Source organism: Streptomyces sp. NBC_01235 (assembly GCF_035989285.1).
In the GTDB taxonomy this organism is placed as follows: Bacteria; Actinomycetota; Actinomycetes; order Streptomycetales; family Streptomycetaceae; genus Streptomyces.
Genome location: NZ_CP108513.1, coordinates 4,837,389 through 4,851,840, shown reverse-complemented (window position 1 = coordinate 4,851,840; position 14,452 = coordinate 4,837,389). Strand labels below are relative to the sequence as shown.

Here is a 14,452-nt window from a genome sequence, read left to right as displayed (position 1 = left end):
ACCGGGAATCCGGCATGGGGGAGGTACGCGCATGGGGTCGGCGGAGCTTGTCGGGGCTGTTCGGCGGGGGGACGTCGATGCCGTTCGGGAGTTGTTGGACGGCGGGGCGGATCCCCACGGCACCGACCCGGCCGACGGCGTGCCCCTTCTCTGCCTCGCCGTCGCCGCGTACGACGAGCCGGTCGCCGAGGAGTTGATCAAAGCCGGCGCCGACCCACTGCGCCCACTGGACGGTGTGCCCGGAGGTGACCCCGGGCTCCCCGGCGGCGACACCCCGCTGACCCGGGCCGTGGACGGCGGCTGCTCCTGGATGAGCAACACGTTGCTGCCCGAGCCCGTACGCCTCGACACCGCCGCGCGCGCCGACCTCCTGGCACGCGCCCGGTACTGGGCCGACGCGGACATCGAGGCCGAGCTGCGGCGCAGAACGGGAGCGGACGGCCCGGTCGAGCGGGGAAGGGCGCGGGTCGACAACTGGCACTGTCACCACGAGCGGTACGCGCTCGGCGGGCAGACCGTGTGGGACGGTCACCTCAGCATCCTCACCCACCTGGAGGAGCGCTTCCGGATCCGTACGCCGTTCGACGAGCTGCTCGCGCGGGCGTTCACCCGCCCGGACCGGGATCACGCCGTGTGGACCGATGCCGTCATCCACCTCGCCACCCGTCTGGACGAGGAGACCTGGGCCGCCGCCGAAGCGCTGCGCGACCACCCCGACCGGCTCCACCGCCTCTTCGCCGCGGACGTGCTGCGGTGCCTCGTCATCGGGTTCGGCGGCCTCTTCGCCCGGCCGGGCTCCGTGGTCGACAAGCCCGCGACCGCGGTGTTCCTCCCATGGGCCCTGGAGGAACGGGACCCGGAGGTGCTCGCCGTGGTGCTGTCCGGGCTGAGCGAGGGGGACGAGGACGGCGCCCGGGACGGCGAGATCGACGCCGTCGGCCTGGCGTACGTCCGGCACCCCGATCCGCAGGTGCGCCTGGAAGTGCCCGAGACCCTGAGGGGGGAAGCCGAGCGCGTGCCGCCGGAGAAGCTCGACGCCCTGTACACGCTGGCGCGCGATCCCGACGCCGGGGTGCGCGAACGGGCGGCCTACTGGCTGGCGTCCTGCCGCGCGGAGGCGCCCGGCATCACCGACGTACTCGCCGGGCTCCTCGACGACGAGCTGCGGGACACTCGCGTGCACGTCGCCTACGGGCTCGCGAAGCGCGGTGACCCGCGCTGTGTGGAGGCCGAGCGGCGGCTGCGGCCCCTCGATGTCGACGGATGGCCGGATTCAAGCCTCGTGCGGGCGATGTGGGAGTACCCGAAGGATGACATGAAGGACGCTCGCGCGTGACGTCGGTCGTCCTCGGCGTCCGCGGTGCGGTGACTTCGGTGTCCTCGACGTCTTCCGTGCGGTGACGTCGGTCGTCCTCGGCGTCCGCGGTGCGGTGACTTCGGTGTCCTCGACGTCTTCCGTGCGGTGACCTCGGTGTCCTCGGCGTCCGCGGTGCGGTGACTTCGGTGTCCTCGACGTCTTCCGTGCGGTGAACTCGACGTCTTCGGCGTCCTCGGTGCCGGGCTCGGTGTCGCCGCCGCGCGCGTGCGTTCCGCGTGGTTCGGGCCCTCATGGGTGGCGCGGCCGTGCGAGGGGCGCGTGCGGTGATGTGCGTGCCGGGCGTGTGTGAACGGCCGCGCGCCGGGCGGGCGGTATCGGCCGGGCGCGGGTGCTGAACTCCGTACGCCGGGTGTGTGGGAGGAGCCGCACGCCCGACCCGCGCAACCGGCCGCCGCCGGAGTCGCGTTACCGGCCGTCGGCCGAAACCGGGGGGCGTGAGCCACTCACGGACGCGCTGCGGGCGGCCGCCGTGCACCACCCTTCACGCGCCCACCCGCACACCGCGCACGCCCCACCGGCCCGACCGCGCACGCCCCACCCGCACACCGCGCACGCCCCACCGGCCCGCGCCGCACGCCCCGCCGGCCCGCGCCGCACGCCGCTCCCCGCGCGGCCGGCCCCCGCCCGTCCCGACCGCACGGCCGCCCCGGTCCTGTGCGCCCCGTTCTTTGCCTGATCTCCACAAGGAAATACTGCGATCGCAGTACGGGTGGGGTGGTTGGGGCGGCTAGGGTCGTTGATGTTTCAAGCGCCTGCCGTGGTGTGGTCCGGCGGGGCTCCCGTCATGCGTACAGCTGGAAGGGTCACTTCCGTGTCCGAACCCCCCACACCCCCCACCTCCTCTCACCGCAGGAAGCGGCCTCTCTCCCGTCGCGGCGCGATCGGCGCCGCCGGGGCGGTGGCCGCCGGTGCCGCGCTCACCCCGGTCGTCTTCGCGGCGACCGAGTCCGACGACCCGGGCAACTCCTCGACCGGCTCCGGAAGTTCCGGTGCGAAGCCCGAGCAGTTCCCCGCCACTCGGACCGAAGCCGCGACCGGCACCGACAGAACCACCACCGCCTTCGCCGCCTCCTACGTCGGCCTGCGCTGGACCGGCGCCCAGGACGGCGCCGGGATCCGGTTCACCGACGGCGGGTCATGGCAGGGGGTGACCGGCGGCTGCGCGACCGTCGACGGCGGAGGAACGGCGCTCGTCGCCGCGGGGAACGCCACCGCGTACGAACTGAAGGTCCCGGGCGGCGCGAGTGACGTGCGCTCGCTGGCGATCGACACCACGGACGGCCCCGACCGCACCTTCCACGTCCCGTCGGAGCCCACCCGCGTGCGCGGCGTGCCCTATCTGCCGCGACCGGCCTGGGGCGCCGACGAGTCGAAGCGGTACAAGGACGGGAAGGTCAACTCGCCCGAGGTGTACTACCCGTTGCAGGCGATCACCGTGCACCACACGGACACGCCGAACGACGACCCCGACCCCGCCGCGACCGTCCGCGGCATCTACGAGTACCACGCGGTCACCCTCGACTGGGGCGACATCGGCTACCACTTCCTCATCGACGAGGCGGGCACGGTCTACGAGGGCCGCCACTCCGGCGACGACCCCGTCCCGGCCTTCGACGCGGACGGCAACGTCGTCACCGCCTTCCACACGGCCGGCTACAACTCCGGCAACCTCGGCATCGCCTTCCTCGGCACGCTGACGGACCGGCCGCCGACGGACGCGGCCAAGGCCGCGCTGATCCGGCTGATCAAGGTGATCTCCCGCTTCAAGGGCCTCGACCCCCAGGCGAAGATCACCTACACCAACCCGGTCAACGGCGTGACGAAGGACGTGACGACGGTCGGCGGCCACCGTGACTGGCTGCTGACGGAGTGCCCGGGGCAGACGATGTACGACCTCCTCGACGAGGTCCGGGCGGCAACAGCCCGCTGACCTGCGGGGGATCGGTCACCTACCTGCGCGCATTAGGCTGGGAGGCTGACCGATCCCCCCTGGCAGGAGAGTAATGGCCGTCAATCTGGTCAATGTCGAGAACGTCAGCAAGGTGTACGGGACCCGTGCGCTCCTCGACGGCATCTCGCTCGGCGTGTCCGAAGGGGACCGGATCGGCGTCGTCGGCCGCAACGGCGACGGGAAGACCACGCTGATCCGGATGCTCGCCAAGCTGGAGGACGCCGACTCCGGTCGGGTCACGCACTCCGGCGGGCTGCGCATGGGCGTGCTCACGCAGCACGACTCCCTCGACCCCGCCGCGACCGTCCGGCACGAGGTCATCCGGGATCTGGCGGACCACGAGTGGGCGGGCAACGCCAAGATCCGGGACGTGCTGACCGGGCTCTTCGGCGGGCTCGACCTGCCCGGCTTCCCGCAGGGCCTGGACACCGTCATCGGCCCGCTCTCCGGTGGCGAGCGCCGCCGGATCGCGCTGGCGAAGCTGCTGATCGACGAACAGGACCTGATCGTCCTGGACGAGCCCACGAACCACCTCGACGTCGAGGGCATCTCCTGGCTCGCCCGGCACCTGCGCGAGCGCCGCTCCGCGCTCGTCTGCGTCACCCACGACCGCTGGTTCCTCGACCAGGTCTGCACGCGCATGTGGGACGTGCAGCGCGGTGCCGTCCACGAGTACGAGGGCGGCTACTCCGACTACGTCTTCGCCCGCGCGGAGCGTGAGCGCATCGCCGCGACGGAGGAGACCAAGCGGCAGAACCTGGTCCGCAAGGAGCTGGCCTGGCTGCGACGCGGCGCCCCCGCGCGGACGTCCAAGCCGCGCTTCCGCGTCGAGGCCGCCAACGAACTGATCAAGGACGTGCCGCCGCCCCGCGACAGCAGCGAGCTGATGAAGTTCGCCTCGTCCCGGCTCGGCAGGACGGTCTTCGACCTCGAGGACGTCACCGTCCAGGCCGGCCCCAAGGTGCTGCTCAAGCACATCACCTGGCACCTCGGCCCCGGTGACCGCATCGGCCTCGTCGGCGTCAACGGAGCCGGCAAGACGTCCCTGCTGCGCGCCCTGGCCGACGCAGCGCGCAGCGAGGGCGAGACGCAGCCCGCGGCCGGCAAGGTCGCCGTCGGCAGGACCGTCAAGCTCGCCTACCTCTCCCAGGAGGTCGGCGAACTCGACCCGAACCTGCGGGTCCTGGAGGCCGTGCAGCAGGTGCGGGAGCGCGTCGACCTCGGCAAGGGGCGCGAGATGACCGCCGGGCAGCTGTGCGAGACGTTCGGCTTCAACAAGGACAAGCAGTGGACGCCGGTCGGGGACCTGTCGGGCGGTGAGCGCCGCCGCCTGCAGATCCTGCGCCTCCTCATGGACGAGCCCAACGTCCTCTTCCTCGACGAGCCCACCAACGACCTCGACATCGAGACCCTCACCCAGTTGGAGGACCTCCTCGACGGCTGGCCCGGCTCGATGATCGTCATCTCCCACGACCGCTTCTTCGTCGAGCGCACGACGGACCGCGTCTTCGCCCTCCTCGGCGACGCCGCCCTGCGGATGCTCCCGCGCGGCATCGACGAGTACATCGAACGCCGGCAGCGCATGGAGGAGGCCGCGGCCGCGACCTCCGCCCCGGCGGTCGCGCAGAAGCCCACCTCGGAGAAGAGCGCCGCCGACCAGCGCGCCGCCAAGAAGGAACTGCAGAAGGTCGAGCGGCAGCTGGACAAGGTCTCCGAGAAGGAGGCCAGGCTGCACGCCCAGATCGCCGACAACGCCACCGACTTCGAGAAGGTCGCGAAACTCGACGCCGAGCTGCGTGAGTTGGCCGGCGAGCGCGAGGAACTGGAGCTGAGGTGGCTGGAACTCGCCGAGGACGCGTGAAGGGCGCGTGAAGGCGCATAACGACGGCATCACAGGCCGGTCCTCCCTTGGGAACAGGGGTGGATCGGCCCCGGGAGCTGTCAGTCACGGGTGATAGAAAGAGCCGTCTGAGAACTTTCTGAAGACGGCTCCGGGTGGGTCACTGACCAGGGGGCGTGGCTAAAAATCAGTGACATAGGGGGAACACGCTGATGGCTCAGCCGCCCAATCAGCCGCCGCAGCAGGGTGGTTTCGGAGCACCGCAGGACCAGCCGCCGCAGCAGCAGCCGCAACAGCAGGCACCACAGGGCGGCTTCGGCGCGCCCCAGCCGCCGCAGCAGCCCCAGGGCCCGCCCGCCCAGCAGCCGCCGCAGCCCGGCTACGGATACCCGCAGCAGCCCGGACCGTACGGTCAGCCGCAGCAGCCGGGGCCCTACGGCCAGTCCGGCCCCTACGCCCAGCAGGGTCCGTACGGCCCGCCGAGCGCGCCCTACGGTCAGCAGCCCGGCTACGGCTACCCGGCCCAGCCGCCCCAGTTCCCCGGCGCGCCCGGCACCCCGCCGGGCGGGCGCAACCCCTTCAAGGGGCGGCCCGCGCTGGTCGTCGGGGCCGCGGTGGCGGCGCTGCTGGTGATCGGCGGGACGGTGTTCGCGGTCACGAGCGGCGACGACAAGGGTGGCAAGAAGCCGGTCGCCGGACCGAGCGACGACGGCAAGGCCACGTCGACGGCGAGCGGCAGCCCGGTCAACCCCGGTGACGGCAGCGGCGACGGCGGCGAGGACACCGAGGACTTCAACGCGGACCGCAAGGCCGGCGAGGCGAAGGTGCTCTGGTACAAGGAGGCGCCCGACGCCCCCGCCTCCGGCGCCGACGCCCCCGGCATGTGGATCACCTCCAAGGCGGCCGTGAAGGCGGCGTACAAGGAGGTCGTCGCGTACAACGTCGGCGACGGCAGGCCGACCTGGGCCACCATCGGCCTCCCGCAGAAGATCTGCGCGGTCACCCAGCAGAAGACGGCGGACGACAAGGTCGTCGTGGCCTACATGAGCGGCACCAGTGACCGTGCCAAGTGCAACCAGCTCCAGCAGATCGACCTCGACACCGGTGCCAAGGGCTGGACCGGGGTGGTCGCGGACGGCGCACTGTTCGACAGCGCGACCACCATCGAGCTGTCGCTCGCGGGCAACACGCTGATGGTGGGCCGCTCGCAGTCCGGGACGGCGTACGACGTGCGTACCGGCAAGAAGCTGTACGAAAAGCAGAAGTACGGCGACGCGTGCTTCCCGACGGCGTTCGCGGGCGGGACCAAGCTGTTCGCGGTGGCGTCCTGCGACGCGACCGGGGCCAACGAGCACGACGAGATCCAGGAACTGGACCCGGCGACCGGCAAGGTCAAGTGGACCCAGAAGTTCGACAAGGGCTGGTCGGTCTCGAAGACGTACTCCGTCGACCCGTTGGTCGTCTACAGCACCAACGAGGACAAGAACAGCTGGAACATCTCGACGTTCAAGCCGGACGGCACGTACCGCTCGCAGGTCGGCTTCGACGAGGACTTCGCCCCCGAGTGCGGCTTCGGCTTCCTCCAGCGCAACCTGACGGGCTGCGTGGGCACGGCCTCCGATGCCAACACCCTCTACCTGCCGACCGAGGCGAAGAGCGGTCCCAACGAGATCGTGGCGATCGACCTCTCCACCGGCAAGGAGAAGTGGCGTGTGAAGTCGCCGACCGACGAGGCGATGGTCCCGGTGAAGGTCGAGGGCGGCAACCTCGTCACGTACGTCGAGCCGTCGTACGACGCGGCCGGCCGGGTGGTGGGCATCCCGACGGCCGGCTCCGCCCACACGCCGAAGACGCTGATGCAGCTGCCCGAGAGCACGGTCGACATCGAGGACGGCTTCTACTCGCGCGACCTCGACTGGGTCGACGGACGCTTCTACCTCTCCTCGACCCGGCTGACGGGCAACGACGACGACAAGGAGAAGCTGATGCTCGCCTACGGCAAGTGAGGCGGCCTGCCACCTTCTCGACACCCTGTCGTCCGTCGTCCGTCGTCCTTCCGAGGTACCCACACCATGACCCAGCCGCCCCCGCCCCCGCCCCCGAACCAGCCCCCGAACCAGCCCCCGCAGCAGCCGCAGCAGGGCGGTTTCGGCCCGCCCCCGCCGCCGCAGGACGCGGTGCCCCAGGACGCCGTTCCGCAGGACGCGGCACCCCAGGACGCCCCGCCGCAGCCCCCCGCCCCGAACCTGGCGAAGGCCCCGGCGCCGGGCTACGGCTACCCACAGGCGGGCCAGGCACCTCAGGCACCTCAGGTACCGGCCCAGGCGCCTCCGGCCCAGGCGGCTCAGCAGCCTCAGCCTCCGCAGACGCCTCCGCCGTCGGCCCCGTCCGGTCCCGCGCAGCCGCAGCCGGGGTACGGCTACCCGCAGGCCCCGGGGCAGCCGGCCGCGCCCCCGCAGCCCCCGGCCGCCGCCCCCGGCTACGGCTACCCGGCCCAGCCGGGCACCCCCGCGTACGGCCAGCCGTCCCAGCAGCCGGGCCCCTACGGTCAGCCGAGCGCGCCCTACGGTCAGCAGCCCGGGTACGGCTACCCCGGTCAGCCGGGGCAGCCCGGTCAGCCCGGATACCCGGGCCAGCCCGGCTACGCCTACCCGGGGCAGCCCACGATGCCCATGCACCCCCAGCCCGCCGTGGGGGCCACGCCCGGCAAGAAGTTCAACGCGCAGATGGCGATCATCGTCTCCGCCGTCGTCGCGGTCGCGCTGATCATCGGCGGCGGTGTCTGGTACTCGCAGTCCGGTGACAGCGGCAAGAAGGAAGAGAAGAGCACCGCCGGCCCGACCGGCGGCGGGGGAGACACAGGCGGTACGGGAGGCACCGGTGGCACCTCCTCCGGCGGCAGCGAGAAGGTGCCGGCCAACCCCGCCTCCAAGGTCCTCTTCAAGGTCCCGATGCCCACGATCAAGAAGGACGACAGCGTCGGCGTCCGGGGCTCCTGGGTGACCGACAAGGCGTATGTGAAGACCGGCGTCAACGAGATCAGCGGCTACGACCCCGACAAGGGCACGAAGCTGTGGTCGGTCAAGCTGCCCGGCCCGGTGTGCGAGGCCAGCAAGTTCGCCACCGACGACTACCGCACGGCGATCCTCTTCCAGGCGAGCACGGCCGAGACGTCCCGCTGCGACCAGATCGCGGCGATCGACCTCGCCGCGGGCAAGCAGCTGTGGAAGAAGACCGTCACCTCCGGCGACTACGCGATCGACTTCGACAACGTCACGGTCAGCGCGAACACGGTCGCCCTGGGCAGCACCGACGGCGGCGCCGCCTTCGACATCGACTCCGGCAAGGTGCTGTGGTCGCCGAAGCCGGCCGACACCTGCTACGACGCCGGCTACGGCGGCGGCCCGAAGCTGGTGGCGGTGCGCAAGTGCGGCGACTACGACAATCCCGAGCTGCACATCCAGACCATCGACCCGGTCTCCGGGAAGGTGCTCTCCGAGTACAAGCTGGCCACGGGCATCGAGTACGCGTCCGTCGTGTCGAGCGACCCCCTGGTCGTGGCCGCCGACGTCGGCGACAGCGCCGGTGACGGCAGTGGCATCTCGGACTTCTTCTCCATCGACAACAAGACCGGCAAGCTGCGCACCCGCATCTCGGTGCCGGGCGACGACTACGCGGCCGACTGCGAAGGCATCACCAAGGTCGAGGCCTGCATCGGACTGGCCGTCGGCAACGACAAGATCTACGTCCCGACCGAGGAGCACGACGGCAGCGGCGACTACAGCCGCACCAATGAGGTCATCGCCTTCAGCCTGGCCACCGGCAAGCAGACCGGTCAGCGCGCCGACGCCGGCGACGGCTACACGATCTACCCGCTGCGCATGGACGGCACCAACCTGATCGCGTACAAGCGGCCGCCGTACGACAAGGGCGGGCAGGTCGTCAGCATCGACGGCGGCTCCTTCAAGGAGACCAAGCTGCTGGAGAACCCCGCCACGGATTCGGTGCACGACCTGGAGACCAGCCTGTCCCCGGAGTACGCCGAGGTCCTCTTCTCCCAGGGACGCCTGTACATGTCGGAGGTGTACGCCGACGACGGCGCGACCTCGGGCGGCGACCCGCAGTACCTGGCGGTCGCGTTCGGCGGCGCGGGCAGCTGATCGTATTAATCGCCGTGACGGCCCCGCCCCTGTTCAGGGGCGGGGCCGTTCACTTACCGCCCATGAACCTCGAATGCGAGGAATTTCGGCGATCCGGGGCACTTCTCGCCAGTAGGGGGAGCGCAACGTCGAACAAGCGTGTAGCTTCCGGGGGCATGAAGGACGGGGTGCCGGGGGGCACCCTTTGTCGGTCCGTGTGGGGCCTCGTGGGCACCCATGGGGGGACTGGGGGGTTGCTCGATGGGAGTGCGGCTGATGGTGGTCGACGACCACCGACTGCTCGCCGAGGCGCTGGCCTCGGCACTCAAACTGCGGGGGCACCGGGTGCTCGCCGCTGCGGCGCCGGCCGCGGGCGCGGCCGAGCTGGTGATCACCCGCGCCCCGGAGGTGTGCCTGCTGGGCACCGCGACCCCGGCCGAGCCGGGCATCTTCGACCCGGTGGTCCGCATCAAGCGGGAGCGCCCGCAGGTGGCGGTCCTGGTCCTCGGCCCGGTACCGAGCCCGCGCGGCATCGCGGCGGCCTTCGCGGCGGGCGCCTCCGGCTACGTACGCCATGACGAACGCATAGAGGGCGTGGAACGCGCCATCATGAAGGCGAGGTCGGGCGAGGCGGCGGTGGCCCCGCAGCTGCTCCAGGGCGCGTTCAGCGAACTCCTCAACCCGGCGGCCCAGCCGGACGACGAGGGCCAGCGCCTGCTGCTGATGCTCACCCCGAGGGAGGTGGAGGTCCTGGTCCGGGTGGCCGACGGCGAGGACACCCGCATGATCGCCGCCGGCATGGGCATCGCCCCCTCCACGGCCCGCACGCACGTCCAGCGGGTCCTGATGAAACTGGGCGTGGGCTCCCGCCTGGAAGCGGCGGCACTGGCGGCCCGGACGGGTCTGCTGGACCGTGCGGGGCCCCTTGCGCACCGCCCTCGGCACATGGACGCGGGGTCGGAATCCTGATCCCCCGACATGGCCCGGCGCCCTCGACGGCACCCGGCAGGACTTCACCGAGCTGATCATTTCCCCCCGGAAACCGGTGTGTCGGCTGGTGCTCGGCAGGCCCATTTCGGCATGGTCTGGCACATGCGTGTCCGTCTTGTGGCTAAATGTCCGCCTGGGTGCGGAGCCCCGTCGCCGCCCCCTCACGCGGCCGGACGAAACACCTGTCCTGGCGGGCTGCCCGCTTGACGGCACGTCCGGGCCGAAAGTGCGTGGAATCGGGCCGAGTCCCCGTGGCCGCAGCATCGTCGAGCACCGAGGTCGACGTCGCGTCCCTGTCCGGGTTTTACCCACCGCAAGGAGTCCCACAGCCCATGCCATCCGCCCGCACGATGCCCGCCGGCCGGGCACGACTCGCCGGCTGCTCACTCTTGGCCTGCCTCCTGCTGCTCACACCGCTGTACGGCGCCGGGACAGCCGCGGCCGCACACGGCGCGGACCACGCCTCCCGGTCGGCCGCCACCGGCGCCCGGATCACAGCCGTCAGGAAACTCGACGCCCGGACACTGGACCTGACCGTCCAGTCACCGGCCGTGGGCCGCTCCGTGCCGGTCCGCGTCATCCTTCCCAAGAGTTGGTACAGCGACCCAGCACGCAGGTTCCCCGTGCTCTACATGCTGCACGGCGGGGACGACGACTACACCTCCTGGACGCGCGAGACGGACGTCGAGGCGCTGGCGGGGAACTCCGACGTCCTTGTCGTGATGCCCGACGGCGGGAAGAACGGTTACTACTCCGACTGGTACGTCGGCACGCCCCGCTGGGAGACGTTCCACACCACCGAACTGGTCCGGCTCATGGAGGAGAGCTTCCGCGCCAACTCCTCGCGGGCCGTCATGGGCCTGTCGATGGGGGGCTTCGGCGCGCTCAACTACGCGGCGCGTCACCGGGGAATGTTCCGGTACGCGGCCGCCATGAGCTCATACGTCGACCTCAACGACCCCGCGGTGCGGCTCCTCCTCGCCCTCGGCGCCGACAGGGACGGCACCGACCTCAACGACGTCTGGGGCAACCCGATCACACACAACGACATCTGGCAGGCCCACAACCCGTCCGCCATGCCACGCGCCTTCCGCGGCACGAAGGTCCACCTGTCCGCGGGAAGCGGGACCCCCGGCCCACTGGACGCGGGCCATGGGCTCGATGTGATCCTCGTCGGCGCGGCGGGCGAATCGGTACTCCCGGCGTCGGTGAAGAAGTTCGCCGGCTCGCTCAGCTCCGCGGGCGTCGACGTCACGACGCACTTCTACAACCCGGGGACCCATTCCTGGCGCTACTGGCAGCGTGAACTGCACAGCATCTGGCCGACGATGATGAACGAACTCGACTAGCGAGCGACGAATGGGCCGAACAGTGGTGATGTTCGCGGCCGGGTCGCGGGGGGACGTCCAGCCGTGCCTGGCACTGGGCAGGGCACTGAGCAGTCAGGGCGATACCGTCCGGCTGCTCGCCAGCCCCCGCTACGAGCAACTGATCACCGCGGCGGGCCTGGGGTTCCACCCGCTCCCGGCGGACCCCACCGAGATCATCGACTCGCCGGAAGGACAGGAACTGCTGGCCGGCCGGCGCAACCCGGTCACCTTCATCCGCGGCCTCGACCGGATCCTGAGGCCGCTGTTCTCCCGGCTGCTCGCACAGACCCGGGCCGGCGCCGAGGGAGCCGACCTCGTCCTGGCCCCCACCTTCAGCTTCCTCGGCGTCCACCTGAGTCAGTACCTCGACGTCCCGCACGCGATCATCCATTACCAGCCGAGCCAGCCCACGGGCGAGTTTCCTCACCCGTTCGCGCCGGCCGCGAGGTTCCTCGGATCTCCCGGAAACCGCCTCAGCTTCGAGGCGGTCAACCTGGGATCGTGGCTGGTGTGCCGTCGGTTCGTCAACGCGTGGCGCAGGGAGGGTCTCGGTCTTCCCGCCCTCTCCCCGCTCGGCCCTCTCCGCCACGCGCGCCGGGCCCCCGTGCTGTGTGCGTTCAGCCCTGTCGTCGTACCCCGGCCGGCCGACTGGGGGCCCAACGTCCACATGACCGGCTTCTGGCACCACGAACAGCCACTGTGGAAACCGCCACATCGCCTGCTCGACTTCCTGGACGACGGGCCCCCGCCCGTGTACGTGGGCTTCGGCAGCATGAGATCAAGGGACCCCGAGGCCACCGACCGCGTCGTACGAGCCGCACTGCGGCGCGCGGGACTGCGCGGGGTGCTGGCCGGGGACCCCACCACGAGTGAAGACGACGTGCTCGTGGTCGGGGACACCCCTCACAGCTGGCTGTTCCCCCGCATGGCCGCGGTGATCCATCACGGTGGTGCGGGCACCACCGCCTCGGCACTGCGTTCCGGAGTGCCGTCCCTGGTCTGTCCGTTCTTCGGCGACCAGCCCTTCTGGGCCGAGCGGGTACACAGCCTCGGAGCGGGTCCCAAGCCCTTGCCGTCCCGGCAGCTCACCGTCTCCGCTCTCGCCGACCGCCTGCGAGCCGTCACCGGGGACGGTGGCCATACCGAGACGGCCCGTCGGCTGGGCCGTGCCCTGGCGGCGGAGGACGGTGTCGCGCAGGCCTGCCACGTCCTGAACCGGCTCGTCGGGTAACCCTCAATGGACGCCCCGTCTCCGCCACGGCTCACCTCTCATGTCACGGCTGCGCGCGCCCACGCCTCTCCGTCCGCCGACGACTTCGCGAGGCCACAGCCTTCTCGTGCGGGTTCGCGGGGCGCAGAGACCACAGTGCGACCGGAGCCGCCGCTCCCACCAATGCCGCGGCGATGCACAGCCCGGCCTGATACGCCACCAGGAAAGCCGCGCTGTGCGAGGTCCCCCCGGAAAGGGACCAGTGCTGCACGAAGGTCACCACGGCGCCCACGAACGCGACACCGAACACACCGGACAGCTCCCGCGTGGCGCTGAACAAGCCGGCTGCGAACCCGGACAGGTGACGAGGCGACGACTCCAGTGCCCGAGTCGTCAGGGGGATGGCCAGCGCGGAGCCCACACCCACCGAGGTCAACCCGGGCAGCAGGTGGGCGAGAGCACCCCGCAGACTGCCCAGCGCCACCAGCAGCAGGCCCAGGGCGACCAGGAGCAGACCGGCGGCGGAGACCCGCCCGTCCCCCCACCGTCTGGCCAGGGCGGTGACGAACGGAGCCGTGAGGAAAAGCGCCGAGGCCACCGGAGTGAACGTCAGTCCTGCCTCCGTCGGACTGAGCCGCAAACCGCTCTGCAGGAACTGAGAAGTGTAGAAGTAAACGCCGCTCACCCCCAGGCCCCACAGGAGTTGGGAGATGAGTCCGCCCGTGAAAGGACGCTGCCGAAACAGTTCTGCCAAGTCCGGACTGCGGCTGAATTCCTTCCCGTAGCAGAGTACGAGCACACCCGTCACGGCAGCGATGCCCGACATGACCACGGGCGGGTCGGTGAACCCGTAGCTCGGCCCTTGGATCAGGCAATAGGCGATCGCTGCCAGGGAACCGCACGCCAATGCGATCACCCGGGGCGATACGCCGGCGAGGCTCCGCGTACCCGCATCCGTACCCGCACCCGTACCCGTCTCGTGCAGGGACGAGACGGGTACGGCCAGGGCGCCGACAAGGAGACTGGCGAGCCCCAGGGGAACATTCATGAGGAAGAGCCATTCCCACCCCAGGTGCTGTGTCACGACACCGGAGATCACCGGCCCGAGAGCCAGCGCGGAGGCCAACGTGGCCGTTGTCGCACCGAAGCCGGCGGTACGCACGCGGGGCGGCAGGTCGTGCGTCATCAGGGCCAGGCAGGCGGGCAGGATCAGGGCGGCGGCGGCGCCCTGCAGGCAGCGGAAGCAGACCAGCATCGCCCCTGTGGTCGACAGCGCACAGCACGCGGAGGAGGCGGTGAACACCGTCAGCCCCGTCAGCAGGGTCCAGCGCCGGCCCCGGGCGTCGGTCAACTGCCCACCCAGAAGCAGAAAGCTGGCCAATGCCAGGGGATATCCCGTCGCCACCCACTTCAAATTCGCTTCGGACAGGGCGAGTTCGGTGCGCATCTGAGGCAGGGCGACATTCACCACGGTGTTGTCGAGAGCCGTCAGAAATGTGGAGAGAATGACGGTTGCGACAACGCTCAGGATGCGCAGTCGGCTCATTTTTCCTGCCACTCGGGATACACGGGTG

At 70.9% G+C, this 14,452-nt stretch carries 9 protein-coding genes; 8 read left to right on the top strand and 1 reads right to left on the bottom strand.

The window, feature by feature from the left end; all coding sequences use genetic code 11:
* The first annotated feature begins 31 nt into the window (after nucleotides 1–31).
* The 8 genes from OG289_RS21370 (at nucleotide 32) to OG289_RS21335 (ending at nucleotide 12,899) form a co-directional block, all read left to right on the top strand.
* On the top strand, nucleotides 32–1,336 hold the full coding sequence (locus OG289_RS21370; RefSeq protein WP_327315631.1) for a hypothetical protein: 1,305 nt from the start codon (nucleotides 32–34) through the stop codon (nucleotides 1,334–1,336).
* A gap of 853 nt (nucleotides 1,337–2,189) precedes the next feature.
* On the top strand, nucleotides 2,190–3,308 hold the full coding sequence (locus OG289_RS21365; protein WP_327315630.1) for an N-acetylmuramoyl-L-alanine amidase: 1,119 nt from the start codon (nucleotides 2,190–2,192) through the stop codon (nucleotides 3,306–3,308).
* Between the two features lie 73 nt (nucleotides 3,309–3,381).
* Nucleotides 3,382–5,190 carry an ABC-F family ATP-binding cassette domain-containing protein gene (locus tag OG289_RS21360; RefSeq protein WP_327315629.1) on the top strand — a complete coding sequence of 603 codons (1,809 nt, stop codon included), beginning with the start codon at nucleotides 3,382–3,384 and terminating at the stop codon, nucleotides 5,188–5,190.
* A 191-nt stretch (nucleotides 5,191–5,381) separates the two neighbouring features.
* Nucleotides 5,382–7,175: an outer membrane protein assembly factor BamB family protein gene (locus OG289_RS21355; RefSeq protein WP_327315628.1), complete on the top strand. Its 1,794-nt coding sequence runs from the start codon at nucleotides 5,382–5,384 to the stop codon at nucleotides 7,173–7,175.
* A gap of 66 nt (nucleotides 7,176–7,241) precedes the next feature.
* Nucleotides 7,242–9,329, top strand: coding sequence for an outer membrane protein assembly factor BamB family protein (locus OG289_RS21350; RefSeq protein WP_327315627.1), 2,088 nt, complete (start codon nucleotides 7,242–7,244; stop codon nucleotides 9,327–9,329).
* Between the two features lie 240 nt (nucleotides 9,330–9,569).
* Nucleotides 9,570–10,277: a helix-turn-helix transcriptional regulator gene (locus tag OG289_RS21345; protein ID WP_327315626.1), complete on the top strand. Its 708-nt coding sequence runs from the start codon at nucleotides 9,570–9,572 to the stop codon at nucleotides 10,275–10,277.
* A gap of 353 nt (nucleotides 10,278–10,630) precedes the next feature.
* Complete coding sequence (locus OG289_RS21340; protein WP_327315625.1) at nucleotides 10,631–11,647, top strand: alpha/beta hydrolase; 1,017 nt, start codon at nucleotides 10,631–10,633, stop codon at nucleotides 11,645–11,647.
* 10 nt (nucleotides 11,648–11,657) lie between these two features.
* Nucleotides 11,658–12,899, top strand: coding sequence for a glycosyltransferase (locus tag OG289_RS21335; protein ID WP_327315624.1), 1,242 nt, complete (start codon nucleotides 11,658–11,660; stop codon nucleotides 12,897–12,899).
* 43 nt (nucleotides 12,900–12,942) lie between these two features.
* Here OG289_RS21335 and OG289_RS21330 read toward each other — a convergent pair whose 3' ends face one another.
* Nucleotides 12,943–14,424 carry an MFS transporter gene (locus OG289_RS21330; RefSeq protein WP_327315623.1) on the bottom strand — a complete coding sequence of 494 codons (1,482 nt, stop codon included), beginning with the start codon at nucleotides 14,422–14,424 and terminating at the stop codon, nucleotides 12,943–12,945.
* Nucleotides 14,425–14,452 lie beyond the last annotated feature (28 nt).